Source organism: Vreelandella hamiltonii, assembly GCF_014651775.1.
Taxonomy (GTDB): domain Bacteria; phylum Pseudomonadota; class Gammaproteobacteria; order Pseudomonadales; family Halomonadaceae; genus Vreelandella; species Vreelandella hamiltonii.
In genome coordinates this window covers 69,237-94,491 of the sequence record NZ_BMXN01000002.1, presented here as the reverse complement: position 1 = coordinate 94,491, position 25,255 = coordinate 69,237, and the positions used below count along the sequence as shown (strand labels likewise).

The 25,255-nt window shown below is 63.2% G+C and carries 21 protein-coding genes; 16 read left to right on the top strand and 5 right to left on the bottom strand.

Going from position 1 to position 25,255, the window contains the following annotated elements; genetic code table 11:
- Window positions 1-20: 20 nt before the first annotated feature.
- The 5 genes from IE091_RS02285 to IE091_RS02265 all read left to right on the top strand — a co-directional run bounded on the left by IE091_RS02285 (window position 21) and on the right by IE091_RS02265 (window position 5,448).
- Complete coding sequence (locus IE091_RS02285) at window positions 21-956, top strand: ABC transporter permease (RefSeq protein WP_096922117.1); 936 nt, start codon at window positions 21-23, stop codon at window positions 954-956.
- The gene (locus tag IE091_RS02280) at window positions 953-1,795 is read left to right on the top strand and encodes an ABC transporter permease (RefSeq protein WP_016914990.1); all 843 of its coding nucleotides are present in this window, start codon (window positions 953-955) and stop codon (window positions 1,793-1,795) included. Before IE091_RS02285 ends, IE091_RS02280 begins: the two co-directional genes overlap by 4 nt.
- Window positions 1,792-3,213, top strand: coding sequence for an ABC transporter ATP-binding protein (locus IE091_RS02275; RefSeq protein ID WP_189462697.1), 1,422 nt, complete (start codon window positions 1,792-1,794; stop codon window positions 3,211-3,213). Before IE091_RS02280 ends, IE091_RS02275 begins: the two co-directional genes overlap by 4 nt.
- An 84-nt stretch (window positions 3,214-3,297) precedes the next feature.
- Window positions 3,298-3,831: a superoxide dismutase family protein gene (gene sodC / locus IE091_RS02270; RefSeq protein WP_189462696.1), complete on the top strand. Its 534-nt coding sequence runs from the start codon at window positions 3,298-3,300 to the stop codon at window positions 3,829-3,831.
- Window positions 3,832-3,975: 144 nt separating this feature from the next.
- Window positions 3,976-5,448 (top strand): carbon starvation CstA family protein, encoded by a 1,473-nt coding sequence (locus IE091_RS02265; RefSeq protein WP_189462695.1) that lies wholly within the window; start codon window positions 3,976-3,978, stop codon window positions 5,446-5,448.
- Window positions 5,449-5,545: 97 nt separating this feature from the next.
- Here the strand turns inward: IE091_RS02265 and bfr are convergent, their stop codons facing one another.
- From bfr to lptF, 5 genes are all read right to left on the bottom strand, one after another.
- Window positions 5,546-6,031 (bottom strand): bacterioferritin, encoded by a 486-nt coding sequence (gene bfr / locus IE091_RS02260; RefSeq protein WP_016914994.1) that lies wholly within the window; start codon window positions 6,029-6,031, stop codon window positions 5,546-5,548.
- Window positions 6,032-6,201: 170 nt separating this feature from the next.
- Entirely contained in the window at window positions 6,202-6,408 is a 207-nt protein-coding gene (locus IE091_RS02255; protein WP_096922113.1) for a (2Fe-2S)-binding protein, read from the bottom strand.
- Between the two features lie 178 nt (window positions 6,409-6,586).
- Complete coding sequence (locus IE091_RS02250; RefSeq protein ID WP_039180489.1) at window positions 6,587-7,072, bottom strand: RDD family protein; 486 nt, start codon at window positions 7,070-7,072, stop codon at window positions 6,587-6,589.
- A 25-nt stretch (window positions 7,073-7,097) separates the two neighbouring features.
- The gene (lptG, locus tag IE091_RS02245; RefSeq protein WP_373294983.1) at window positions 7,098-8,177 is read right to left on the bottom strand and encodes an LPS export ABC transporter permease LptG; all 1,080 of its coding nucleotides are present in this window, start codon (window positions 8,175-8,177) and stop codon (window positions 7,098-7,100) included.
- Window positions 8,177-9,256, bottom strand: a complete 1,080-nt coding sequence (gene lptF, locus IE091_RS02240; RefSeq protein ID WP_189462694.1) for an LPS export ABC transporter permease LptF — start codon at window positions 9,254-9,256, stop codon at window positions 8,177-8,179. Before lptF ends, lptG begins: the two co-directional genes overlap by 1 nt.
- A 148-nt stretch (window positions 9,257-9,404) precedes the next feature.
- Here lptF and IE091_RS02235 point away from each other — a divergent pair, with 148 nt between their 5' ends.
- The 11 genes from IE091_RS02235 (at window position 9,405) to IE091_RS02185 (ending at window position 25,245) form a co-directional block, all read left to right on the top strand.
- A complete protein-coding gene (locus IE091_RS02235; RefSeq protein WP_039175283.1) occupies window positions 9,405-10,925 on the top strand; it encodes a leucyl aminopeptidase in 1,521 nt (506 codons plus the stop codon).
- A 151-nt stretch (window positions 10,926-11,076) separates the two neighbouring features.
- Window positions 11,077-12,198 carry a branched-chain amino acid aminotransferase gene (locus IE091_RS02230; protein ID WP_096922110.1) on the top strand — a complete coding sequence of 374 codons (1,122 nt, stop codon included), beginning with the start codon at window positions 11,077-11,079 and terminating at the stop codon, window positions 12,196-12,198.
- A 70-nt stretch (window positions 12,199-12,268) separates the two neighbouring features.
- The gene (locus IE091_RS02225) at window positions 12,269-12,700 is read left to right on the top strand and encodes a DNA polymerase III subunit chi (RefSeq protein ID WP_039175280.1); all 432 of its coding nucleotides are present in this window, start codon (window positions 12,269-12,271) and stop codon (window positions 12,698-12,700) included.
- An 82-nt stretch (window positions 12,701-12,782) separates the two neighbouring features.
- On the top strand, window positions 12,783-13,958 hold the full coding sequence (locus IE091_RS02220; protein WP_039175279.1) for an MFS transporter: 1,176 nt from the start codon (window positions 12,783-12,785) through the stop codon (window positions 13,956-13,958).
- A gap of 53 nt (window positions 13,959-14,011) precedes the next feature.
- On the top strand, window positions 14,012-14,803 hold the full coding sequence (locus IE091_RS02215; RefSeq protein WP_096922109.1) for a SapC family protein: 792 nt from the start codon (window positions 14,012-14,014) through the stop codon (window positions 14,801-14,803).
- A gap of 31 nt (window positions 14,804-14,834) precedes the next feature.
- Window positions 14,835-16,286, top strand: coding sequence for a TolC family protein (locus tag IE091_RS02210; protein ID WP_039175276.1), 1,452 nt, complete (start codon window positions 14,835-14,837; stop codon window positions 16,284-16,286).
- The gene (locus IE091_RS02205) at window positions 16,273-18,411 is read left to right on the top strand and encodes a type I secretion system permease/ATPase (protein WP_096922108.1); all 2,139 of its coding nucleotides are present in this window, start codon (window positions 16,273-16,275) and stop codon (window positions 18,409-18,411) included. The genes IE091_RS02210 and IE091_RS02205 overlap by 14 nt, the downstream gene beginning before the upstream one ends.
- Entirely contained in the window at window positions 18,408-19,724 is a 1,317-nt protein-coding gene (locus tag IE091_RS02200) for an HlyD family type I secretion periplasmic adaptor subunit (RefSeq protein WP_189462693.1), read from the top strand. Before IE091_RS02205 ends, IE091_RS02200 begins: the two co-directional genes overlap by 4 nt.
- A gap of 130 nt (window positions 19,725-19,854) precedes the next feature.
- On the top strand, window positions 19,855-22,749 hold the full coding sequence (locus tag IE091_RS02195) for a valine--tRNA ligase (RefSeq protein ID WP_189462692.1): 2,895 nt from the start codon (window positions 19,855-19,857) through the stop codon (window positions 22,747-22,749).
- 200 nt (window positions 22,750-22,949) lie between these two features.
- On the top strand, window positions 22,950-23,999 hold the full coding sequence (locus tag IE091_RS02190) for a phosphotransferase family protein (RefSeq protein WP_189462691.1): 1,050 nt from the start codon (window positions 22,950-22,952) through the stop codon (window positions 23,997-23,999).
- Between the two features lie 22 nt (window positions 24,000-24,021).
- Window positions 24,022-25,245: an ABC transporter substrate-binding protein gene (locus IE091_RS02185; protein WP_189462690.1), complete on the top strand. Its 1,224-nt coding sequence runs from the start codon at window positions 24,022-24,024 to the stop codon at window positions 25,243-25,245.
- Window positions 25,246-25,255: the final 10 nt, after the last annotated feature.

The following is a 25,255-nucleotide window of genomic DNA, read 5'->3' as shown; positions in this document are numbered from 1 at the left end:
TATCACGCTGGAACCATGGATTGGGCCGACTACTGTGGTCGCGGCTGTTGCAGGCAGGGCTGGTGGCCTGGCTGGTGGGCACGCTGACGTTCATCATTACCCGCACCCTGCCAGGCGATATGGCCTACCGCATTGCCGCCGGTCGCTATGGGCATGACATGGTGGATGGCGCCGCCGCCGAGGCCGTGCGGGCCGAGCTGGCGCTGGACCAGTCGGGCCTGGGCGCCTACCTGGGCTGGCTATGGGATCTCGTCCAGTTCGACCTGGGCCGCTCGCTGGTGAGCGGGCGGCCCGTGCTGGAAGAGCTTTCCCACCAGTTGGGCCACTCCTTGAGCCTGGCCGTGGTGGCGGTGTTGCTCTCGCTGCTGATTGGGCCCCCGCTGGGGCTGGCGGCCGGGCGCCGCCCCGGCGGCCTGCTGGATCGCACCAGCGAAGTCGCCGCCAGCGTGTTGCGCGCGCTGCCCGCCTTTGCCGTCGGGCTACTGCTGATCATGCTGTTTGCCGTCACCCTGGGCTGGCTGCCGGTGGCAGGCCACGGTGGGCCGATGCATACCGTGCTACCGGCCCTGACGCTGGCGCTGGGCCTGGCGGCGGTCTCCAGCCGCGTGGCTCGCAACGCCATGGCCGAGGTTTCCCAGTCGGCCTACTACGCCTTTTCTCATACCAAGGGCCTTGGGCCACGGCGCAGCTTCCTGCGCCACGGTCTGCGCAACGCATCGGTGCCCGTGGTGGCCTATCTGGGCGTCCAGTTCGTCTACCTGATCGAAGGTGTCGTGGTGGTCGAAACCCTGTTCGCCTGGCCCGGCATCGGCCACGCCCTGGTGCACGCCATCGTGGCCCGAGACGTGCCGATGATTCAGGGCACGGCGCTGGTCATGGGCCTGCTGTTCGTGCTGCTGAATACGGCGGTGGATATCGCCTGCCACCTACTCGACCCAAGGAGACGCCAAGCATGATGGGCACTACCTCGTCACGGCTACCTGCCTCCCGCCCCCTGCATGGCCATACGACACTGCTATCGGCGCGCCAATGGTGGGGCGCGGGCCTGCTGGCCCTGCTGCTCGCGTTTGCCTGGCTGGTGCCCTGGCTGGTCGACGCCGACCCCGCCCGCCAGCAGCTCAGCCGCATCCTGCAGGCACCCTCGCTGGCCGAGCCCTTCGGTACCGACCACCTTGGCCGCAGCATGCTGGCGCGTATGGCGGCCGCCATTCGGCTCTCATTGGGCATGGCACTGCTCAGCGTAGCCACCGCCGCCATTCCCGGCGTACTGCTGGGCGTCGTGGCGGGCTGGCGGGGCGGCTGGACCGACCGCCTGCTGGGTAGCGTTGCCGATGCCTGCCTGGCGCTGCCGGGCCTGTTGCTGGTGCTGCTGCTGGCCGCCATCGCCCCCGGCAACTTCTGGACCCTCTACGTGGGGATCTCGCTGGTGCTGTGGATCGAGTATTTCCGGGTAGTACGAGCGCGCACCCAAGCGCTGGTCACTTCGCCACAGATCGAAGCCAGCCGACTGCTGGGCTTTGGCCCGGTGATGCTGTTTCGTCGCCACTTATGGCCGGAGCTGGCGCCCCAGGTGTTCACGCTGGCCGCCTTCGGTGCCGCCAGCGCGATTCTCGCCATGGCCGCGCTGGGCTTTGTCAGCGTTGGCCTGCGGCCGCCCACGGCGGAACTGGGCTTGATGATGATCGAGCTGTTGCCCTACTACCACGAAGCTCCCTGGGCCATGGCGCAGCCGATTTTCGTGCTGTTCGTGGTGGTCTTGAGCTTGAACCTGCTGGCAGGGAAGGACCCACGATGACCTCCATGACGCTCACCACTCAACTGCTGGATGTCAGTGATCTGGAGATCACTGGCGACGGCGTCACCATCGCCCCGATCAGCTTTCGTCTGGCCGCTGGCCAGCGTCTGACCCTGCTGGGGGAAACCGGTTCGGGCAAGAGCCTGATTGCCCAGGCCATCATGGGCACGCTGCCGCCGGGGCTGGCGGCGCAAGGTTCGCTGGAAATTGCCGGTGTGACTTACCCTGCCAACGCCCCGCAAAGCCGGCAGGCGCTGTGGGGCCGCACTCTGGCGCTGCTGCCCCAGGAGCCCTGGAACGCGCTGGACCCCACCATGCGCGCCCTGCCACAAGTGGCAGAAACCCATCGTTTCGTCGCTGGCAAGACAGCAGCAGACGCCCAAGCCGCCGCCAAGGCCGAGCTGAGCCGCCTGGGCCTTGCCCATGCGCTGCATAAACTGCCGGGGGAGCTTTCCGGCGGCATGGCCCAGCGGGTGGCCTTCGCGGCCGCCAGCGCTGCGGGGGCTGCCATGGTGATTGCCGATGAGCCCACCAAAGGGCTGGATGCCCCGCGCCGGGATGAAGTGGTCGAATTACTGGCCAGCACCCCCGAGCGTGGCGGCGCCCTGCTAACCATCACGCACGATATCGAAGTCGCCCGGCGACTGGGGGGCGAAGTGATCATTCTGCGCAAGGGGCAGGTGGTCGAACGCGGCCCTGCCGAGGTGCTGCTGAACCACCCGAATACCGAGTATGCCCAACGCCTGCTGGCCGCCGAACCCAGCCGCTGGCCCGATCCCCCCGTGTTTCGTGGCCACGCCGAGGCCCCCGTGGTCAGCGCCCAGGGGCTTGCCATGACGCGCGGCGGTCGAGCGCTGTTCTCCCAGCTGGAGGTCAGCCTGCGCCCCGGCGAGATCATCGGCGTGGTGGGCCCTTCCGGCTGCGGAAAGAGCACGCTGGGCGATATTCTGCTGGGCGTCACGCGGCCCAATCAGGGGCGCGTCGACTACCATCAAAGTATTCCCGTACTGGGCCGCCAGAAGCTCTACCAAGACCCTCCGGCCGCCTTTTCGCCCCACTGGACACTGGCGCAGCTGCTGGCCGACCTGCAGCGCCGTCACCGCTTCGACCCGGCACGGGTAGCACCGCTGCTGCAGCGCCTGGGGCTCGACGACCACCTGCTGGCCCGCCGGCCGGGGGAGATTTCCGGCGGTGAACTGCAGCGCTTCGCGATGCTGCGCGTGCTGCTGCTCGAGCCACGCTTCCTGTTCGCCGACGAACCCACGTCCAGGCTCGACCCCGTCACTCAGCAGCACACCCTCAGCCTGCTCATCGAGCTGGCCCGGGAGCAGGGCTGCGCGGTGATGCTGGTCAGCCATGACCCGGCCTTGATCGAGAAAGTGTGTGACCGGCAGATGGCCCTGACGTTGGCGGGTTAGCCCTTCGCCAACTACCTTGATAAGGTACCCCTTGGCACGCCACGCTGTGCCAGGGCTTCCATGGACAAGGAAAGGAGCCATCACATGCGCTATTCATTACCGCTGACCGGTATCGCTGCGGCCCTGCTGTTGGCAGGCGCGGCACAGGCCAATGAAGCATTGGACGTCGAGATACACAAGGTGAGCGCTGAAGGTATCGAAGAGTCGATTGGTACCATCGCCATCGAGCATACCGATCACGGCGTGCTCTTCACGCCCTCCTTGAGTGATCTGGAGCCAGGCGTGTACGGCTTTCACATGCATGAAAATGCCAGCTGCGACCCGGCTGAAAACGAAGATGGCGAGATGACCGCAGCGCAAGCGGCTGGTGGCCACTACGACCCCGAAGAGACCGACACCCACCAGGGCCCCTATGGCGATGGCCACCTGGGTGATTTGCCGGTGCTGACCGTCAATGAGGACGGAGAAGCCACCCTGCCGGTGCTGGCACCGCGCCTGAGCATGGAAGACGTGCTGGGCCGCAGCCTGATCATTCATGAAGGCGGCGACACCTACGATGACGAACCTCACCTGGGCGGCGGCGGTGCTCGCATGGCGTGTGGCGTGATCAGCTCGTAATTCCACTAAAGTCGTAAGCCACTAAAGTCGTCAACCACTAAAGTTGTAAGGCATGACCTGACAGGTCTCTGTACATTCCTTCCGGCTAAATAAGCGTGGCCCATCAAGGGCCACGCACTCCCCCAGACCTGTTGAGTGCTTTACATGATTACCTTCATTCTCTCGATACTGCTGCTGATCGTGGGTTACTTTACCTACGGAAAGTTCGTCGAGCGCGTGTTTGTCGCTGATCGTAAGCGCCAGACTCCCGCTTTCAGCATGCGCGACGACATCGACTACGTGCCGATGAATACGACGCGCAACTCCTTGATCCAGCTGCTTAACATTGCAGGCGTAGGCCCTATTTTCGGCCCGATCCTGGGGGCGCTGTACGGCCCGGTGGCGTTCGTCTGGATCGTCATTGGCTGTATTTTCGCCGGTGCCGTTCACGACTACCTGACCGGCATGATCTCGATTCGCAATCACGGCGCGCACTTGCCCCAACTGGCTGGCAAGTTTCTGGGCAAAGCCATGAAGCACGTGGTCAACGGCTTTGCCATTTTGCTGCTGTTGCTGGTGGGTACGGTGTTCGTGACGTCGCCCGCTGCCCTGCTGGCCAACATGACCTCTTTCTCGGTCACGCTGATCATCCTGGCCATCTTTGCCTATTACCTGGTGGCCACGCTGCTGCCCATCGACAAGGTGATTGGCCGTATCTACCCCTACTTTGGAGCGCTGCTGCTGTTCAGTGCCGCCGGTATCGGCATCGGCCTCGTGGTCACTGGGGCGCCCATTCCCGAACTCTCTTTCCAGAACATGCACCCGGACAATGCGCCCATTTTCCCGCTGCTGTTTCTGACCATTTCCTGTGGTGCGCTTTCCGGCTTTCATGCCACCCAGACACCGATCATCTCGCGAACCACTGAAAACGAAACCAACGGCCGCAAGATCTTCTACGGCATGATGATTGCCGAAGGCGTGATTGCCATGATCTGGGCCGCCGCCGCCATGAGCCTGTTCTACGGCGACCAGACCCTGTCCGACGTGCTGGCGTCCGGTGGCCCGGCCGCCGTGGTCAGCGAAGTCTCTACCACCATGCTGGGCGCCGTCGGTGGCACGCTGGCGGTACTGGGTGTCATCGTGCTGCCCATCACGTCCGGTGACACCGCTTTCCGCAGTGCGCGCATGATCATTGCCGACTATCTGAAAGTGGGCCAGAAACCGATCGCCAAGCGCATCATGATCGCGCTGCCGCTGTTCGTGGCCTCTTATGCGCTCACCCACATGGACTTCACGCTGCTGTGGCGCTACTTCTCCTGGGCCAACCAGACCACCGCCGTCATCGCCCTGTGGACCGCGACGATGTACCTGGTACTCTCCCGCAAGCCCTACTTGATCACCTCCATCCCGGCGGTCTTCATGACCATGGCAACGTTCACCTACCTCGCCTACGCCCCCATTGGCTTCAACCTGCCGCTGCAGGTCAGCTACGTGGTTGCCGCGTGCGGTACGCTGGTGTGCATCGCGCTGTTCATGAAGCGGGTACGTCGCCTGAGCCGGACGACCTTCAGCGTCGATGAACCCGTTCTCGAGGCCCCAGCGAATCCGGCGGGCCAACTGGCGCCTCAGGGCCACTGACACGCCATCCATCCCGAAGCGCATAAAAAACGGGCAGCCCCAAGGGGCTGCCCGTTTTGGTTGGCGGGGCGATGCAGTGCACGCCCGGCTTGACGCGTTACTCTTCGTCGGTCGCCAGCGCCATGTGCTTTTGCAGGTAGTTCTGAATACCGACCTGCTCGATCAGCTTCAGCTGCGTTTCGATGTGGTCGATATGACCCTCTTCATCGGCCAGCAGATCGCGCAGCAGGTCGCGGGTCACGTAATCCTTGACGCTTTCGCAGTAGGTGATGGCTTCGATGTAGTCGTTGCGGCCGTCGTGCTCGATCTTGAGATCGGCTTCCAGCATTTCCTTGACGTTCTCGCCGATGTGCAGCTTGCCGAGGTCTTGCAGGTTGGGGATGCCTTCCAGGAACAGAATGCGCTCGATCAGCTTGTCAGCGTGCTGCATCTCTTCGATGGACTCGTCGTACTCCCACTTGGCCAGGGTTTTCAGACCCCAATCCTTGTACATCTTGGCGTGCAGGAAGTACTGGTTGATGGCGACCAGTTCGTTGCCGAGTGCGATGTTGAGATGCTGAATGACCTTCGGATCACCTTTCATGCCGTCACCTTCTTTTAGCGTACAGTGCTGTTGATTACAGCTGCGTCAAACAAGGAGTATAGGCCATAAAAAGGCTTACTCCCAACGTTGTCGGGAGTATAGGCGGGTACACAAAAAATTCAAGCAAATCAGCTATTTGCTAAATATAAAACCAACAAGAGTGATTCGCGTCATACGGCGTAAGCGAGACTCATGTCGGCTTCGGCGCGGGCCGCCTGAACCGCTTCTCGGGTCAGCGACTTGGCATAGCAGGCGCATTTGCCACATTGCGTGCCGCAGCCGGTGGCTTCACGCACTTCTCGCCAGCTGCGCGCTCCGTCGCTCACTTGCTGGCGAATCTGATGGTCGGTTACTCCTTTGCACACGCATACGTACATGGCGGCACCTCATAAAGGACATGAGGTGAATGTAAATGATTCGCATACATCTTTTCAAGTAGAAAACACTACTCTTTAGTAGCGATTCTTCTTGAGGCTCTGCTAATGGATAGCTAACCGATTGACGAAAAGCTATTTTTCATCCTTTTCGTCGCTCGAATTTTTTCATTATTTTTTATCACTTCTTGGGCAACACCACGGTTTCCGTGCGCGATACGATGTCGGGCCAGCTTCTGCGCTGCCGGTCGAACAGCACCCACCAATAGCCCAGCCCCAAGGCTGCCAGCGACACCCAGGCCACCGCACAGCGAATCAGGCCCTGCTGCAAGGAGATGGCGTGCCCGTCCAGCGTTTGCACGCGAAGCCGCCAGGCCTGCATCCCCAGCGTCATGCCGCCACGTCGCCAGGCATAGACGAAAAACAGCGTCACGAAGAACACCAGCATCAGCCGTAAGCTCCAGATGTCCAGCGCCGTCGTGCCGATTTCATCCGCCGTCTGGCCCAGCACGAAACGAAAGAACGCCAGATGGGCAACGGTGGCCGCAATCCAGATGGCCAGCACCAGAAAACCGTCGTAAATCATGGCGCCCAGACGGCGTCCTAGCCCCGCAGGCCATACGCTGTCTAACTGGGTGAAGCGTCTTGTGTGGGTCACTCTTTCCATCCTCTTTTCAATGCGTATGCCCCGCTCAACCGTTGCGGCGCAGGAAGTAGATGCCCACCGCCGCACAGGCCAGGGTGGGCACCAGAACAGCCCAGACCGGCGAAAACCCGAACAGCGTGGAGGCCGGGGCCAGCAGGTCCTGTACGTACTTGAACAGCAGGCCGGTGACCACGCCATAGAAGACCCGCGTCCCTGCCGCCACGGTACGCAGCGGGCCAAACACGAAGGACGCCGCAATCAGTACCAGCGAGCCCATGGTGAGCGGCAGCAGCACCTTCTGCCAGAAGTAGAGCAGCGGCTGGTCGGCCTGAAGCCCCTGGCTCTTGAGGAATTGGGCATAGGCCCAGAGTTCGCTGGGTGCCTGGCTCTGGATATCGCGCAGCAAGCGTTCCAGCTGCGTCGGCGTCAGGTTCGTGTCCCAGGCAGTCGTTGGCTGGTAATCCGATTCGGTCCGCGCATCGTATATCCGGGTCGTGGTGACCTCTTCCAGCACCCAAGCGCCCTCTTCCCAGTGCGCGCGCTGCGCATGGGTCGCCTCCACCAGCCGCCGCTCGTCGAAGCGGTAACGGGTCAAATCCAGCACCACGTTGTCGGCACGGATGGCGCCAAAACGGTAGACGCTGTCACCTTCGAACTGCCAGCCGCTGCGACTGGTCAGCATCGCGCCTTCGCCCTGGCGTTGCTCCAGCCGCCAGGCTTCGGCGTACTGTTCGGTGCGCGGGGTCACGAACTCGGCCACCAGCAGCACCACGACGACGACCAGCAGCACCGGCTTCATGACGCCCCATACGATACGCGCCAGCGAGCGGCCCGCCGCCCGCATCACGGTCAGCTCGTTACTGGAGGCCATACTCCCCAGGCCAATCAGCGCGCCAATCAGCACCGCTACCGGCGCATACTGATAGAGCCGCCAAGGCAGGCGCATGATCAGGTATAACAGCACATCCAGAGCAGTGTAGTCGCCCTGGGTGTCGCTCAAGTCACCGATGTAGGCAATCGTGATATCCAGCCCCAGCAAAACACACTGCACGACGATAATGGCCGCCAGCACGTTGCGGGCGATATAGCGATCCAGTCGGTCAGCCCCCATCAACCCATTCAGCATTAGCGCATTCCTTTCCGTTGCGAGTGCCACAGCAGCAAACAGCCCAAGGCCAGGAACAGGCCATGCACCGGCCACACGCCGATAGCCGCAGGCAGCGAGCCGCCGCCAATGGCATCCACCGCTGCCAGCAACAGGCTAAGATACGCGACATACAGAAACACTGCAGGCAGCAGCTTGGCAAAGCGCCCCTGGCGCGGGTTCACCCGAGAAAGCGGCTGTGCCAGCAGGGCCAGCACGAAGACCATCAGCGGCAGGCCTACCCGCCACTGAAACTGCGCCTGGGCGCGGGGGCTTGCGTCGTTCCACAGCTCAAGGGTACTGGCATACTCCAGAGAGTCCAGCTCCTGACGGCCTCGGCTCAACCCCAGCCGCAGGGTATAGCGCTCGAAGGTCAGACGTTCGGCATTCAGAAGACCTGGGGTGACGCCGTAGCGTTCACCGTTTTCCAGCACCAGGAAGCGACTGCCGGTCTCGACGCTGGTTTCCTGGTAGCCCGACCCGGCCCGGGTCACGTAGCTGTGCGGCTGTTCGGCCCCCTGCCGCGCCTGTTCGTGCACCAGCACTTCCTGCATCTGTCGGCCATCGCTGCTGAAATCGGTGATGTACGCGGTACGCCCGCCGCCAAAATCCTGAAAACGTCCGGGGGCCAGTACCGAGACGTCCAGGCGGCTGCGCTGCTCTTCCAGCGTGGTTGCGGTTTGCAAAGCCCCGGTAGGCGTCAGCCACAGGCTACACAGCCCCACCAGCACGGCCACCACGGAGGCGGGCAGCAGCGTCACCCGCAGCAGCCGGGTCGGGCTCATGCCACAGGCCACCATGACGGTGATTTCACTGTTCATATAGAGCTGGCCATACGCCAGCAGAATGCCGAGGAAAAACGACAGCGGCAGAATCAGCTCCATAAACCCGGGCAAATGGAACACCATCAGGCTGCCCAGAATCGTCACGGGAAAATCGCCCTCGGCCGCATCCGAGAAATAGCGGATGAACCGGCTACCCATGATCACCAGCAGCAGAATGCCTGCCACCGCCGACATGGTCAGTAATACTTCACGAGTTAAGTACCGAAATAATATCAACGTACTCTCCGGCTAGCGGTACAGGTTGCCATGCAATGCGCCCGTGGCTTGGGTACACTATTCATCGAATTGGATACACTGATCACACTGGTCGTAAATGACGGGGCATTATCCCGAATCACTCGTTGCTTGTCTTGTTGGAGACGTCATGGAATTTTCCGTTCAGACCGCAAACCCAGCCAAAGCCGAAACGGCTTGTCTCGTTCTGCCTGTCTACAAGGATAGCGACTTACTCCCCGCTGTCGCCAAACTCGACGATGCCAGCGAGCGGCTGATCGGCCAACTGCTGAGCCGCGGTGACTTCGACGCCGCCCTGGGCAATGTGCAGATGATTCCCTTTGCACCAGGGCTGGGCGCCGAGCGCCTGCTGCTGGTTGGGCTGGGAGAGCGCGGCAAATGCCAGGAAGCCGCTTTCCTCAAGGCACTGGACGCGGCCATGACAGCGCTGGTCAAGCTACCCATCGATGAAGCCAGCGCCACGTTCACCGACGTGCCGCTGGAAGGCCGCGATGCCAGCTGGAAAGCGCGCAAGACCCTCGAAGCTGCCGAGCGTGCCCTCTACCGCTTCGATCACTTCAAGTTCGCGCCCGCCAAACCGCCCACCCTGGCCAAGCTTCACCTGATCGTGACGGACGCCGCCGAAGGCCTGCTGGCCAAACAAGGCGCCGCGCTGGGCTGCGCGATTGGGCAAGGCATCAACTTCACTCGCACCTTGGGCAACCTGCCCGGCAACGTCTGCACGCCCCGCTACCTGGCCGAACAGGCCGAAGCGCTGGGGCGCGATTCACAAGGTGCGCTGGCCGTCGACATCCTGGATGAGGAAGCGCTGGAAGCGCTGGGCGCTCACTCGCTACTTTCCGTGGGTCGCGGCAGCCGCGAACCCTCGCGCCTGATCGTGATGAAGTATCAAGGTGCCGAGGATGCCGACGAAGCGCCCCACGTGCTGATCGGCAAAGGCATTACCTTCGATACCGGCGGCATCTCGCTCAAGCCCGGCGAAGGCATGGACGAGATGAAGTTCGACATGGGCGGCGCCGCCAGCGTGTTCGGCACCGTCAAAGCCGTGCTGGCCATCAAGCCCAAGCTCAATGCGGTGTTCATCGTCGCTGCGGCCGAAAACATGCCCGACGGCGCTGCCACCAAGCCGGGCGATATCATCAAGACCCTGAAGGGCTTGAGCGTCGAAGTGCTCAACACCGACGCCGAGGGCCGGCTGGTGCTGTGCGATGCACTCACCTACGCAGAGCGTTTCACGCCGGCCAGCGTCGTGGATATCGCCACGCTGACCGGTGCCTGCATCGTTGCCCTGGGCCATCACGCCACCGGCCTGCTGGCCAATGACGACGACCTGGCCCTCGACCTGCTGGACGCCGGTGAAACCGCTTGGGACCGCGCCTGGCACCTGCCGCTGTGGGACGAGTACCAAGAGCAGTTGGACTCCAACTTTGCCGACCTGGCCAACATTGGTGGCCGCCCAGCGGGCACCATCACGGCGGCCTGCTTCCTGTCGCGCTTCGCCGACCACTTCCCTTGGGCGCACCTGGACATCGCGGGCACAGCCTGGCACTCCGGCAAGCAGAAAGGCGCCACGGGTCGCCCGGTGGGTCTGCTGACCCAATACCTGCTGGACCGTGAAGCCGACGCCCAAGTGGAAAACAGCGGCGACTGACGCCAAAACAGGCCAACAATGGTTGCCTTTCCGTAGCGCAACCGTTAAACCTGACAGCATAAGCGTGTGCCGGGGCTACCTCGGCACACGCGATACCCCATACAAGACTTTTACGCCCTTCGGGGCCTGGCTCTAGCGGAGAGAACACGCCGTGCCCACAGCTTCAGATGCTCAGTTCGACTCACGTTTTGAAACGCTGCCCTCCAACCAGCCGGTGGCCGATGCGATTCGTGACAATATTCTGCAAAACCCAGGATTCGGTAAGCACTTCACCGACCACATGGCCCACGTGCGCTGGACCATCGATGCCGACTGGCACGGCCATCAGGTGCGCCCCTACGGCCCGCTGACCCTGGACCCTGCCGCCTCGGTGCTGCACTACGGCCAGGAAATCTTCGAAGGCATCAAGGCGTACCGTCACGCGGATGGCTCGGTGTGGACCTTCCGTCCCGAGAAGAACGCCGAGCGTTTCCGCCGCAGTGCTCGCCGCCTGGCCCTGCCGGAACTCTCCGATGAAGACTTCCTCGGCTCGCTGAAAGCGCTGCTGGCCCAGGATCACGTCTGGGTACCCACCCCCGCCAACGACGCCGACGAGTGCAGCCTCTACCTGCGTCCGTTCATGATCGCTTCGGAAGCGTTTCTGGGCGTGCGTCCGGCCCACGAAGTCGATTACTACGTGATTGCGTCGCCCGCGGCGGCCTACTTCAAAGGCGGCATCGAGCCGGTCTCCATCTGGCTCTCTTCCCACTACAAGCGCGCGGCTCCCGGCGGCACCGGCTTTGCCAAGTGTGGCGGCAACTACGCGGCCTCCCTGGCAGCTCAAAAAGAAGCGGCTGCCAATGGCTGTAGCCAGGTGGCGTTTCTGGATGCGGCCGAGAACAAGTGGATCGAAGAGCTGGGCGGCATGAACCTGTTCTTCGTTTACAAGGATGGCCGCATCGTCACACCGCGCCTGACCGACACCATTCTCGAAGGCGTAACCCGCAACTCTATCCTGACCCTGGCCAAGGATGCGGGCCTGACGCCCGAAGAGCGCGCCATCAGCATCGACGAATGGCGCGAAGGCGCGGCCTCCGGCGAGATCACCGAAGTCTTTGCCTGTGGCACCGCCGCCGTGATCACGCCAGTGGGGGAACTGGTGACCGAAAACGAGCGTATCCGCCTGCAGGGTGACGGCAACAACGAAATAGCCAAGCGCATCCGCAAGACGCTGCTCGACCTTCAGTATGGCCGCAGCGAAGACAAGTACGGCTGGCTGACCCGCCTGGTCTAATCACACCGGGCTTTGCCCCCCGGCCGCTGCTCGGCCGGGGGGAGCACCGCCAGACTGCTGGAGCCATCCGATGGCGCGTATCGATTTCTATATTCTTCCCGACACCACCCTCGACGCCCGCCTGCAGTTCGCCTGTAAACTGGCAGAGACCATCCATCGCAAAGGCTACCGCCTGCACCTGCACTGCGAAGACAAGGCGCTGGCCGAGCAGGCCGACGACGCCCTGTGGCACTTTCGCGACGATGCCTACCTGCCCCATGCGCTGGAAGACAGCGAGCTGGCGGCCAGCGTGCCCATCACTCTGGGCTGGCAGCGGTTGCCGGTGCCCACGGAAGCGACCGCGCTACTTAATCTGCACCCTGAGATCCCCGAGGGTTTCGAGCATTACGCCCGAGTCGCGGAAATCATCAACCAGCACCAGCAGGTGCTGCTGGCCAAGCGCGCCTGCTGGCAGCGCTACAAGGAGCTGGGGCACGAGGTGGTGCCGCACAAATTAGGCTGAGGGCCAGGCGCTCCGAGCAACTCACCCCCTGCCGTCCTCCAAGCATCATTCAATAACAACAACTCCAAGGATGGGACACCCCATGCCGTCAACTGTCCTGGCCCGCTGGCCGCTTGCCGTCATTGTCATTGCTCAGCTCTTTGGTACCTCGCTCTGGTTCAGCATCAACGGCGTTGGCCTGGCGCTGCAGGAAGCGGCGGGGCTCAGCGAGCGCGACCTGGGTCTGCTGACCATGGCCGTTCAAGCGGGCTTCATTACCGGCACGCTGGCCATCGCCACCACGGGCCTGGCGGACCGCGTACGGGCCAGCCAGCTGTTTGCCGTCTCGGCCGTGCTGGGCGCCGTGCTCAATGCCGCCTTCATTGGCGTGGTGGAGAGCCTCTCGCTGGCAGCCATGGCACGTTTCATGGTGGGGCTTTGCCTGGCAGGCATCTACCCGCTGGGCATGAAGCTGGTGGTCAGCTGGACACCCCGCCATGCAGGATCGGCACTGGGTTGGCTGGTCGGCATGCTGACCCTCGGCATTGCCTCGCCGCACCTGCTGCGGGGCGTCACGCTGCACCTGCCCTGGCAGTGGCCGCTGCTGCTCTCCTCGGTGCTGGCGCTGCTGGCCGCCCTGCTGATTCTGCGGCTGGGCACAGGGCCTCACCTGCCTGCCAAGGCCTCGGCAGGCCGCCCTTGGGCAGGGCTTGCCGCCTTCAAACAGAAAGCTTTCCGCGCCGCGTCGCTGGGCTATTTTGGCCACTGCTGGGAACTCTACGCCCTGTGGGCGCTGGTCCCCTTGCTGGTGGCCAGAGAGCTGGAACGGCTCAGCGCCGCCGCCAGCCTTCAGCCGTGGCTCAGCTTTGCCGTGATCGCGCTGGGCCTGCCCGGGTGTGTGCTGGCAGGTCGCTGGAGCCGTCGCATAGGCAGCGCAAAGGTGGCCTTCGTAGCGCTGGCAGTATCCGGCACCCTCTGCCTTCTATACCCGCTGCTGGCGGGCCTTTCCCCAGGGTTCCTGCTGGCCCTGCTGGCGCTTTGGGGCATCAGCGTGATTGCAGACTCGGCGCAGTTTTCGGCCCTGGCGTCGGCCAGCGCGCCCCCCGAGCGGCTGGGTGCCGCCCTGGCCATGATGAATGCCATCGGCTTTGCGCTGACCATCCCGTCCATCGCGCTGGTAACGTCGCTATGGGAAAGCCAGGGGCCCTGGGTGACCTGGTGGCTGCTGCCAGGCCCCGTGGTTGGCCTGTTGACCATGCGCAGGCTGATCTTGCGCTGACGCACCGAGCTGGATTTGGTAAGGTGCGCGCTTGACGATATAAGGTGTGCCCCATGACCCTTGCAGCCCACTGGGAACCGCTGGACCCAAAACGCCACGGCGCGTTGATGTGGCGACGTTTTACCCGTTACCACTTTGCCCGCCACACCCTCATGACGCCCCTGGCCGATGCGGAGCTGCGGCATGCGGCTGCCTGTTTTCCAATGGCCTTCGTGAACGGTGATGAAGGGTGGCAAGCGGTGGCGCTGCTGGGCCTGGATGATACCCACAACCTGTTGGTCGATGCCGACGGCCGCTGGCAAGCCGCTTACGTTCCTTCGGCCCTGCGCAGCCACCCCTTTGGCTTGCATCCCGACGCGCCGGGGCAACTCTGCATCGACACCCACTCCCCCTGTGTGGTCGAGGCCCTCGATGGCGAGCCGTTGTTTCAGCAACAGGGTGGCCTGGCCCACTTTCCACAACAGGTGCTGCGCTTTTTGACCCAGCGAGCGCAAGGCTGCCAGCGTGTTGCAAAGGCGCTCTCCGCCCTCGACCAGGCCAGGCTGCTCACCCCTTGGGCGCCAAAGGCCTACCAGGGGAGCGTGACGCTGCATCAGGTGAACGAAAGCGCCTGGCAATCACTTACCGACACACAACTGGGGCTTTTCTGGCAATTGGGAGCCGTGCCTTTGGTGTACGCTCAGTTGCAATCGCAGCACCAGATGGGGCGACTGCTGGCCTATCGACAGCGCCGCACTCCCCCCGCGCCGGCCGCCTCGCCTGCCGACACGTCTTCCACCCTGGCACAGTGGCAGGAAGCGCTGAACGATGAAGAGCAATACCACTGGCAAGACCCCCGTAAGTGAGTGCTCGGCACCACCTAGATCAGGAAAGTGTATGAACGTAAATGTGATGGCGCTGCCTCGCCGAGTACGCCTGGGTTGTTGCCTGGGGGCCATGCTGTTGCTGACCTGCCCGCCGCTGGTGGCACAGCCTGTATCTGAAGCTCAGGAGGAACTGCTCCCCCTGCCCGCCTCGTCACTGGAAGGCCCGGTGTTTACGCCCGAACTGCGCCAGCAGCTGGACGCGTTCCGCTGGCAGGAAGGTCGCTCTGCTCAACGGCACCAAGGCCTCGATGACTTGCGCTACCGCCTCCAGAGCGCGCTGGAACAGCAGCCGAGAATTCTTGCTCAGCGCTCCCGGGAGCGTGAGTCGGTGCTGCAGATCGATGAAGTACGCGCCGTACGTCGCCCGCAAGTCAACGCAGGCCTCGAGTATCGCAATGATCTCCAGCGCACCGAGGCGCTGCCCGACCGCGGTTCGCGAATGGACGCCGTGGTCACCCTCAGCCAACTGCTGCTGGACTTTGGTGCCAGCGGTGAGCGCTTGCGCGCCGCCGACCTCAGCGCGGAAGCGGCATTCTGGCAATCCCAGGTCAGCATCGAAGAGGAAGTCCTCTACGCCATCAATGCCTACCTGGAGGTAGCGCGCTTGACCACGCAGCGCCAGTTGGCAGAGCACAATCTCCAGCAGCACCAGCGCATTTTCACGGATGTCAGCCTGCGGCGCGATGCCGGGGCGGGCTCGCGAGCGGACGTTCTGCGCGCACAAAGCCGCTTGAGCGATGCCGAGTCTCGACTGATCTCCCTGGAAGGCGAGCTGGCCCGTGCCATCAATGTCTATCAGGAAGCCTTCTTCACGACACCGGACACCCTGGCGCTGCCTGAAAGCGCCGCCATGCTGCGCGATGTCAACGCAGACCAGCTGCTGGACAGCGCCCTCAGCCGCAATGCCGCGTTACGCAGCCGCACCCTGGCCAGCGAAGCCAGCGGCGCCGAAGCGCAGGCCACCCGCAATGCGCGTCTACCCAGCGTCAGTGTCGCCGTCGAGGGTCGCCAGTTCGATGTCAACGACTTCAATGAGTCCGATAACGACGTGGCCCTGCTGTTCAATGTGGATTACACCCCCTACAGCGGCGGCGCCACTTCAGCGCGCGTGGCCCAGGCCGTCGAGCGCCAGCAGCAAAGCCAGTACGAGCAGCAGGCGCTGCGCCGCGAGCTGGAGCGCGAAGTCCGCTCTGCGCTGACCGATACCGATACCCGGCGTGCCGAACTGGCAGCCCAGACCGCCACCCTGGCCGCCGAAGAGGAGGCCTTGCTGGCATACCGTGATCAATTTGCCGTCGGCCGCAGCAGCATCAACGACCTGCTGGATGCCCAACGAGACCTGTTCCAAGCCGCCGTCGAGCTGGTCAATCGCCGAGTACGCTGGGAACAGGCCAGCTTTCAACAGCTGGCGGTGACCGGCGAACTGCTGGACGCCCTGGAGATACATATTGAACGCCGCTGATTCGCGCTCCGACGCCCTTGAACAATGCCTGACGTTTGTCGCTTCGCATCTGGAGCTGCCGGTGTCGGCAGCAGCCGTACGGGCGCATCGCGTTGGCAACGAGACCGCCATGACCCCCGATGGCTTCATCGACGCCGCCGAGCGCCATGGCATGGTGGCGGCGCTGGGCGAGCACGGCCTGGAAACGCTGGGTAACTCGCTGCTGCCAGCCGTTGCCCTGCTCCAGCATGGCCGCGCCGTGGTGATCATCGGGCGTATCGATCAGCAGCGGTTTGCGCTTTACGACCCGGCCCTGGGTGACCAGCCGGTGGAGACCACCCTGGCAGCGCTGCAGGCCGAATATATCGGCCATGTGATCGCCGTGCGCGCCCGCTATCGTCCCGTCGCGCTCAATCAGGCCCCCGAGATACAGGGCGGCCACTGGTTCTGGAGCGCCCTCACGAACAACCGCTGGGTGTATACCCAAGTGGTGATCGCCGCCGCCCTGACCAACTTTCTCGGCCTGGCGACCTCGCTGTTCATCATGGTGGTGTACGACCGCGTGCTGCCCAACGAGGCCATCGAATCGCTGGTCGCGCTCACCATAGGGGTGAGCATTGCGCTGGTCTTCGACTTTGCCGTCAAGACCTTGCGCCAGCTGTTCATCGAGCGGGCAGGCCAGGAAGCGGACCTGCGCATGGGGCGACGTATCTTCGATCACGTCCTCAACCTGCAGATGAGCGCCAAGCGGGGCTCCACCGGCGGCTTTGCCAATACGTTGCGGGAGTTCGAAACCCTGCGCGATTTCTTCGCCTCTGCCTCCCTCGTGGCCGTGGTGGACCTGCCGTTCATACTGCTCTTCGTCGGCGTCATCTACTTGATTGGCGGCCCCTTGGCCATCGTGCCACTGGTGGCGGTCCCGCTGGTGCTGCTGATTGGCGTGGCCGTGCAGCCCTTCCTCAAGCGGCTGTCCGGGCAGGCCTTCGAAGAGAGCCGCTCCAAGCAGGGGGTATTGATCGAAGCCGTGGCGGGTCTTGAAACCATCAAGGCCAGCGGTGCGGCCCCGATGATTCGCCAGCGCTGGGAAGAGAGCGTTCAGCAGCAATCGAAGGTGGGCCGTCAAGGTCGCGCCATTCAGCAGTTTGCGCTCAACGCCACGGCCCTGGCGCAGCAGGCCGCCCAGGTAAGCATCGTCGTCTATGGCGTGTTCCTGGTCGGGGATGGGGTGATTTCCATGGGTGCCATGATTGCCTGTGTCATTCTCACTGGCCGTGCCCTCGCGCCGCTGGCCCAGCTGGCCCAGACCATGACGCGCATCAATCAGGCTCGCACCTCGTACCGAGCCCTCGACCAGCTCATGAGCATGCCATCCGAGCGCCCCGCCGGGCGCCACTATTTGAGCCGCCCCTCGCTTGACGGCAAGCTGTGCCTGCAGGATGTCAGCTTTCGCTACCCCGAGCAGACCACCGCCGCGCTGGTCAATATCAACCTGACCATCCATCCCGGCGAAAAGGTCGCCTTGCTGGGTCGTGTCGGTTCTGGAAAAAGCACCCTGGCGCGACTGCTGCTGGGGATTTATCCGCCTGAGCAGGGCGCCGTTCTGGTGGACGACACGGACCTGAGGCAAATCGACCCTGCGGATCTGCGTCACAACATCGGCAGTGTCCTGCAGGAAGCCTGGCTCTTTTCCGGCACGGTACGTCAGAACATCGCCATCGGTGCACACCACCCGACCGACGAACAGATCCTGAACGCTGCCAGGCTGGCGGGAGCCCACGACTTCATTGCCCGTCACCCGAAGGGCTATGACATGCCCATTGGCGAACGCGGAGAGGGGTTATCCGGCGGCCAGCGGCAGCTGATCTGCCTGGCGCGCGCGCTGCTGGGGGCGCCACCTATCCTGCTGATGGACGAGCCTACCAGCGCCATGGATATCCAGACCGAAAAAGAGGTCATCGCACGGCTCAAGGCCGCCAGCACGCATCAGACGCTGGTGGTGGTGACCCACCGGACAAGCTTGCTGGAGCTGGTCGACCGCGTGGTGATTCTCGACCAGGGCCGCATCATCGCCGACGGCCCCAAGGCCAGCGTGATGCGCCCGGTAGAAGCCTCCCCCACTCGTACGCGTGAAGGAACAGCCCCGTGAGCCAGTCGCACTCTCCGTTGGATTTCGAACATTTCGTGCGTCACGGCCGCGTCAGGCGGTCCATGGGTAGCAGCCTGTTGCTGATGACCATCATCGGCTTTTTGGTGGTGGGCTTCATCTGGGCCTACCTCACGGAGGTCGACGAGGTCACGCGTGGTCAAGGCAAGGTCGTGCCCTCGCGCAGCCTGCAGGTCGTCGAAAGCCTGGAAGGCGGCGTCGTCACGGAAATCAACGTGCGCCGTGGCGATGTGGTGGCCCAAGGAGATACGCTCATGACCCTGAGCGGCGGCACGCTGGAAGGGGACTACGAAGAGAGCCTGCAGCGCCTGCGGTCACTGCAACTGCGCCTACAGCGGCTCGAAGCCGAAATCAATCAGGTGCCGCTGGCACTGGATGAGGCATTGAGCCAAGGCGCGCCCAGCGTCGCGGCCAGCGAAACGCGCCTGTTCCACGGTCGCCAGCTCGAGCTGGGGGCCGAGCTGCAGGTACTGGAACAACAAGGCTATCAGCGCCGCCAGGAGAAAGCCGAGCTGGAAGCGGCCCTCAGCACGGCCCGAGCCGGTGTCCAGCTCGCCGAGCAGGAGCTGGCGATCATTCAGCCACTGGCCCAGCGCGGCATCGAGCCTGAGACCTCCCTGTTGCGGGTAAGACAAACCCTCAACGAGCTGCGCGGTGACGTGGCTCGCCAGCAGAGCGCCGTGGCCAGGGCCGAAGCCTCCATCGCCGAAATCGAGGACCGCAAGGTAGCGGCGCGCAACGCGTTCGAAGCCGATGCGCTGGCGCAACTGGCCGAAGCCACCTCGCAGGTCGCCGAGCTGGAAAAAACGCTGCCCGGCCGTGCCGACCAGGTGGCACGCACCACGATACGCTCGCCGGTGGCCGGTGTGGTCAATCAGGTGCACATCAGCACGGTTGGCGGCGTGGCCCGCCCCGGCGAGCCGCTCATCGAAGTCGTCCCTGCCGACGATGCGCTGTTGGTGGAGGCACACATCAGGCCTTCCGATATCGCCTTTCTCTACCCCGGGCAGCCGGTCAAGGTGAAGCTCACTGCCTATGACTTCGCCCGCTACGGCGGTCTCGACGGCGAGCTGGTGACCATTGCTGCCGATGCCGTGCAAATGCCGGAAACGGGGGAGCTGATGTACCCGGTCGAAGTGCGCACCGAAGGCTATCTGTACGATGCCGACAACCAGCCGCTGTCGATCATTCCGGGCATGGTGGCCGAAATCGACATTCTCAGCGGCAAGCGCAGCGTGCTGGACTACCTGATGGAGCCCGTCGTCAAGGTCCGTGATCGTGCGCTGAGGGATTAAACCAGCGGGAGGAGACGACCCTCCCCCTGACGCCCCCAGGCGAGTCGCGCTATACTTGTCGCCATTTTGCATCCTTGACCTATGAATTCGATACCTCGCCAGGCGGGGCGTCTCTGCTGTGAGTGACTCCATGGATAAGACCTACCAACCCGAACAGATCGAAACCCGCTGGTACGAGCGCTGGGAAGCCGACAATCGCTTCGCGCCATCGGGTCATGGCCAACCATTCTCGATCATGATTCCGCCGCCCAACGTCACCGGCAGCCTGCACATGGGCCACGCGTTCCAGGACACCATCATGGATACCCTGACGCGCTGGAAACGAATGCAGGGCAACAACACCCTGTGGCAGGTAGGCACCGATCACGCGGGTATCGCCACGCAGATGCTGGTGGAGCGCAAGATTGCCGTAGAAGAAGGCAAGACCCGCCATGACCTGGGCCGGGATGCCTTCATCGACAAGGTGTGGGAATGGAAGGAGGAGTCTGGCGGCCACATCACCCGCCAGCTGCGCCGCATGGGCGCCAGCGTCGACTGGAGCCGTGAGCGCTTCACCATGGACGACGGCTTCTACAAGGCGGTTCAGGAAGTGTTCGTGCGCCTGCACGAAGAGGGCCTGATCTATCGCGGCAAGCGGCTGGTGAACTGGGACCCCACCCTGCACACCGCCATTTCCGACCTGGAAGTCGAAAACAAGGAGCAGCAGGGCAGCTTCTGGCACTTCCGCTACCCGCTGGCCGATGGCGTCAAAACCGACGACGGCAAGGATTACGTGGTGGTCGCCACTACCCGCCCGGAAACCCTGCTGGGCGACACCGGCGTGGCCGTGAACCCGGAAGACCCGCGCTATGCATCGCTGGTCGGCAAGTTCATCGAACTGCCGCTGGTGGGCCGCCGCATTCCCATCGTGGCCGACGAGCACGCCGACATGGAGAAAGGCTCTGGCTGCGTGAAGATCACCCCGGCCCACGACTTCAACGACTACGAAGTCGGCAAGCGCCAGAACCACCTGCTGATCAACGTCTTCACCAAGGATGCCACCATCCTGGAGCAGGCGGAAATCTTCGACCTGAAAGGTCAACCGCAGCCCGATGAAGATGCCAGCCTGCCGGCCAAATACGCGGGCCTGGACCGTTTCGAGGCACGCAAGCAGATCGTTGCGGACATGGACGCGCTCGGCCTGCTGGAGCAAGTGGAAAGCGTCAACAACACGCTGCCCTACGGCGACCGCTCCGGCGATGTCATCGAGCCGCTGCTCACCGACCAGTGGTTCGTGGCGGTGGACAGCCTGGCCAAGCCCGCCATCGCGGCGGTAGAGAATGGCGACATCCAGTTCGTACCCAAAAACTACGAAAACATGTATTTCGCCTGGATGCGCGACCTGCAGGACTGGTGTATCTCCCGCCAGCTGTGGTGGGGCCACCGCATTCCTGCCTGGTACGACGCCGACGGCAATGTGTACGTGGCTCGAACTGAAGAGGAAGCCCGCGAGAAGCATGGTCTGAGCGCTGACGTCGTACTGACCCAGGACGAAGACGTGCTGGACACCTGGTTCAGCTCGGGCCTGTGGACTTTCGGCACCCTGGGCTGGCCGGAAAAAACCCCGGAGCTGGAAACCTTCCACCCCTCCAGCGTGCTGGTCACCGGTTTCGACATCATCTTCTTCTGGGTCGCCCGGATGATCATGATGACGCTGAAATTCACCGGCGAAGTCCCCTTCAAGACCGTCTACGTTCATGGCCTGGTGCGCGACGGCCAAGGCCAGAAGATGTCCAAGTCCAAGGGCAACGTGCTCGACCCCATCGACCTGATCGACGGCATCACCCTGGATGCGCTGCTGGAAAAACGCACCGGCAACATGATGCAGCCTCAGAAAGCCAAGGCGATTGCCAAAGCCACCAAAGAGGAATTTAAAGATGGCATCGAGCCCCACGGCACCGATGCGCTGCGCTTTACCTTCCTTTCACAGGCCACCACCGGGCGCGATATCAAGTTCGACATGAACCGCCTGGATGGCTACCGCAACTTCTGCAACAAGCTGTGGAACGCCTCGCGCTACGTGCTGATGAACGCCGAAGGCGAAGACTGCGGCACCCTGGGCGAGGAAGTGGAGCTCTCGCTGGCCGACCGCTGGATCATTTCCCAGCTGCAGAAAACCGAAGCACAGGTCACCAAGGCGATGGACGAGTACCGCTTCGACCACGCCTCTCAGGCGCTTTACGAGTTCGTCTGGAACGAGTATTGCGATTGGTATCTCGAGCTTTCCAAGCCGGTGCTGTGGGAGGATGACGTACAGGGAAGTACCAATGCCGCGGGAGACAGGACGTCGGAAGCGGAAGCGCTAGTGAAGCGGAAGCGCGGCACGCGCCGCACCCTGGTGCGGGTACTCGAAACCATCCTGCGCCTGGCCCATCCGATGATGCCTTACATCTCGGAAGAGATCTGGCAGCGGGTCGCCCCTCTGGCGGGCACCTACATGGGCGAGGGCGCGTCCATCATGCACCAGGCATGGCCAGAAGCCGACGAGAGCAAGATCGACGAGCAGGCCACCCGGGATATCGAGTGGCTGAAGGGCGTGATCATCGCGGTGCGCAACATCCGCGCCGAAATGAACATTGCCCCCGGCAAGCCACTGGACGTGCTGCTGACCAAGGGCCAGCCGGAAGACGCCGAACGCCTGGATCAGAACCGTCGTTTCCTGGCCAAGCTGGCCAAACTGGAAAGCGTCACGTGGCTGGCCAACCCGGATGAAGCGCCGCTCTCGGCTACCCAGCTCGTCGGTGATATGGAAGTGCTGGTGCCCATGGCCGACCTGATCGACAAGGACGCCGAGCTTGCCCGCCTTGCCAAGGAGATCGACAAGCAGGACAAGCTGATTGGCGGCATCGAGAAGAAGCTGGGCAACGATGGCTTCATTGCCAAGGCCCCCGTGGCGGTAGTGGAAAAGGAGCGGGCAAAACTCGCCGAGTTCCAGGCCACTCGGCAGCTGCTGGAAGAGCAGCAGGCCAAGATTGCGGCCATGTAACGCTGCACCGCTGATGCACGACACGACGGCACCCCCTGGGGTGCCGTTTTGGTCAGCGCCCCTGAAAATTCATCATCACGGTCGTCATCTTTTTTCAGGATGAACAGTGTAAGGTATTCACCATGACAAACACCAAGCGTCATCGGTGACCACTTCATCCATCGGCTTCACCATGGCCTCAACCAGGCAGAATGACGACTATGTCCACTCTTTCAGAGCCACGCCTGCAAGCGTTGGCAGCGACCTTGCAGCGCGAAGGGATCGACTATCGGTCGCTCTCCCCCATGGCCGACACCGGCCTGGCCCATGACCATGTCTGGATTCACCGCGCGGGGGGCGACTGGGTCGCCAGGCTGCCCAAGCAGAGCCAGATGAACTTGCCGCCCAAGGAAAACCTGGACTACCAGGCCGCCTGCTATGAGCGTGCCAGCCAGGGTGGCCATACACCTCGCCTGCACCATGTGCTGCCACCAACCCAGGCACTGCCCCGAGGCGCCTTACTGGTGGATGCCATTGCAGGGAAGCTGGCGACGTTACCTCACGACTTGCCCGCCATTGCCGATGCGCTGGCCAGCCTGCACTGCCAGCCGCAGCCTCAGCAGCACGCGCCTCTGCTTGCCCCGGCATCGCCCTGGCAAGCCATGATCGATGAAGTTCACCAGCAGGCAGCCTGGCTGGACGAGGCACAGCTCTCCCGTAGTGTTCATCTGCGTATTCAGCAGGAGCTGGATTTGCTGCCCAAAGCCCTGGAGGACGCCACCCCCACGTTGATCAGTTTCGATACCCACCCTGGCAATTTCATCGTGACGGAGACGGGCAAGGCAGTCCTGGTCGACCTGGAAAAGTGCCGCTACGGACTGCCCGGCATCGACCTGGCCCACACTTCGCTGTATACCTCCACCACGTGGGACATTCACAGCCATGCGGTACTGGAACTGGATGACGTGGTCGCCTTTTATCGACGCTGGCGCCAGCAGATGCACCATACCCATGGCCAGACAGGGCTCAGCGCCACCCATTTGATCGCCTGCCGTCGAGCGACCTGGCTCTGGTCACTGACCTGGTGTGCCAAGTGGCGTGCGCAGCACCTGAAGCGTCAGGATGGCTCCCGTCAGGGAGAGGACTGGTCGGCAGAGTTGACCAATCCCGCGGTCATCGAGCATGTCCGCGAACGCGTGAACCATTATCTTTCGTTGCCGATCATCGATCATGTCCATGGCGAGCTACAACGCCTGCAAACAGCTTTGTAAAACATTGATTAAGAGGTGAATAATGTCATTACGCGTATCTCACGGCGCACTGTTCGCCACCACGCTCGCCATCGCCTCGCTGGCTCTGCCCTTGAACGCTCAGCCGCATGCTCAGGACTGGGAAAGCGTCCTGGCCGATGCCGAAGGCCAGACCGTGTACTGGAACGCCTGGGGTGGCGATGACCGCACCAATCGCTACATCGACTGGGTCGCCGGGCAGATGCGTACCACCTACGGCGTGCGCATCGAGCACGTCAAGCTCGATGACACCAGCAGCGCCGTGGCTCGGGTACTGGGGGAAAAGCAGGCGGGGAATCACGACGATGGCAGTATCGACCTGATCTGGATCAACGGCGAAAACTTTGCCGCCATGCGCGCCCAGGACCTGCTGTTCGGCCCCTTTGCCGACTCGCTGCCCCATTTCGCCCTCACCCACCCCGACGACAACCCCGAGGTAGTGACGGACTTCACGCTGCCCACCGAAGGCTATGAGTCCCCCTGGGGCAAGGCACAAATCACCTTCTTCTACGACAGCGCCCACATCGACACGCCTCCCCAGAGCATCGAGGCTTTGCTGGATTGGGCGCAGCAGAACCCCGGCCAGTTCAGCTATCCGCGCATCCCCGATTTCACCGGCAGTACCTTCCTGAAGCAGGCGCTGATCGAACTGACGGAACAAGACGAGGCGCTCTACCAGCCTGTCGAAAACGCGGATTTCGAGGCCATCACGGCTCCGCTGTGGGCCTACCTGGATGCGCTGCACCCCCACCTGTGGCGCAGCGGCCGCAGCTTCCCTGCATCCGGCCCCAACCTGCGCACGCTGATGAGCGATGGCGAGATCAGCCTGGCCTTCTCCTTCTACCCCACCGATGCCGCCGTGGCCGTGATGGAGTACGAGTTGCCGGACAGCGTGCGCAGCTATGTGCTGGAAGGGGGCACCCTGGGCAACGTCCACTTTGTGGCGATTCCCTATAACTCGCCCCACAAGGCGGGCGCCATGGCGCTGGCCAACTTCCTGCTCTCGCCGGAAGCGCAAGCGCAGAAGCAGTCGCTGAGCATGTGGGGCGACCGTAGCGTGCTGGCCATCGACCAGCTCAGCGACGCGCAACAGGCACTGTTCCAAGAGGGCGACCACCATCCTTCGGCTCTGCCTGCCGACGCCCTCTCCAATACCCTCGCCGAGCCCCACCCCAGCTGGATGACCGCCCTGCAAGCCGCCTGGCTCGAGCGCTACGGCGTCAACTGAGCATGGCCTT

Excerpts from the sequence above, each read along its gene's own strand:
- IE091_RS02280 (WP_016914990.1), top strand. The coding sequence starts at position 953 with ATGATGGGCACTACCTCGTCACGGCTACCTGCCTCCCGCCCCCTGCAT.
- IE091_RS02275 (WP_189462697.1), top strand. The coding sequence starts at position 1,792 with ATGACCTCCATGACGCTCACCACTCAACTGCTGGATGTCAGTGATCTG.
- sodC (WP_189462696.1), top strand. The coding sequence starts at position 3,298 with ATGCGCTATTCATTACCGCTGACCGGTATCGCTGCGGCCCTGCTGTTG.
- IE091_RS02265 (WP_189462695.1), top strand. The coding sequence starts at position 3,976 with ATGATTACCTTCATTCTCTCGATACTGCTGCTGATCGTGGGTTACTTT.
- bfr (WP_016914994.1), bottom strand. The coding sequence starts at position 6,031 with ATGAAAGGTGATCCGAAGGTCATTCAGCATCTCAACATCGCACTCGGC.
- IE091_RS02255 (WP_096922113.1), bottom strand. The coding sequence starts at position 6,408 with ATGTACGTATGCGTGTGCAAAGGAGTAACCGACCATCAGATTCGCCAG.
- IE091_RS02250 (WP_039180489.1), bottom strand. The coding sequence starts at position 7,072 with ATGGAAAGAGTGACCCACACAAGACGCTTCACCCAGTTAGACAGCGTA.
- lptG (WP_373294983.1), bottom strand. The coding sequence starts at position 8,177 with ATGCTGAATGGGTTGATGGGGGCTGACCGACTGGATCGCTATATCGCC.
- IE091_RS02235 (WP_039175283.1), top strand. The coding sequence starts at position 9,405 with ATGGAATTTTCCGTTCAGACCGCAAACCCAGCCAAAGCCGAAACGGCT.
- IE091_RS02225 (WP_039175280.1), top strand. The coding sequence starts at position 12,269 with ATGGCGCGTATCGATTTCTATATTCTTCCCGACACCACCCTCGACGCC.
- IE091_RS02220 (WP_039175279.1), top strand. The coding sequence starts at position 12,783 with ATGCCGTCAACTGTCCTGGCCCGCTGGCCGCTTGCCGTCATTGTCATT.
- IE091_RS02215 (WP_096922109.1), top strand. The coding sequence starts at position 14,012 with ATGACCCTTGCAGCCCACTGGGAACCGCTGGACCCAAAACGCCACGGC.
- IE091_RS02210 (WP_039175276.1), top strand. The coding sequence starts at position 14,835 with ATGAACGTAAATGTGATGGCGCTGCCTCGCCGAGTACGCCTGGGTTGT.
- IE091_RS02195 (WP_189462692.1), top strand. The coding sequence starts at position 19,855 with ATGGATAAGACCTACCAACCCGAACAGATCGAAACCCGCTGGTACGAG.
- IE091_RS02190 (WP_189462691.1), top strand. The coding sequence starts at position 22,950 with ATGTCCACTCTTTCAGAGCCACGCCTGCAAGCGTTGGCAGCGACCTTG.
- IE091_RS02185 (WP_189462690.1), top strand. The coding sequence starts at position 24,022 with ATGTCATTACGCGTATCTCACGGCGCACTGTTCGCCACCACGCTCGCC.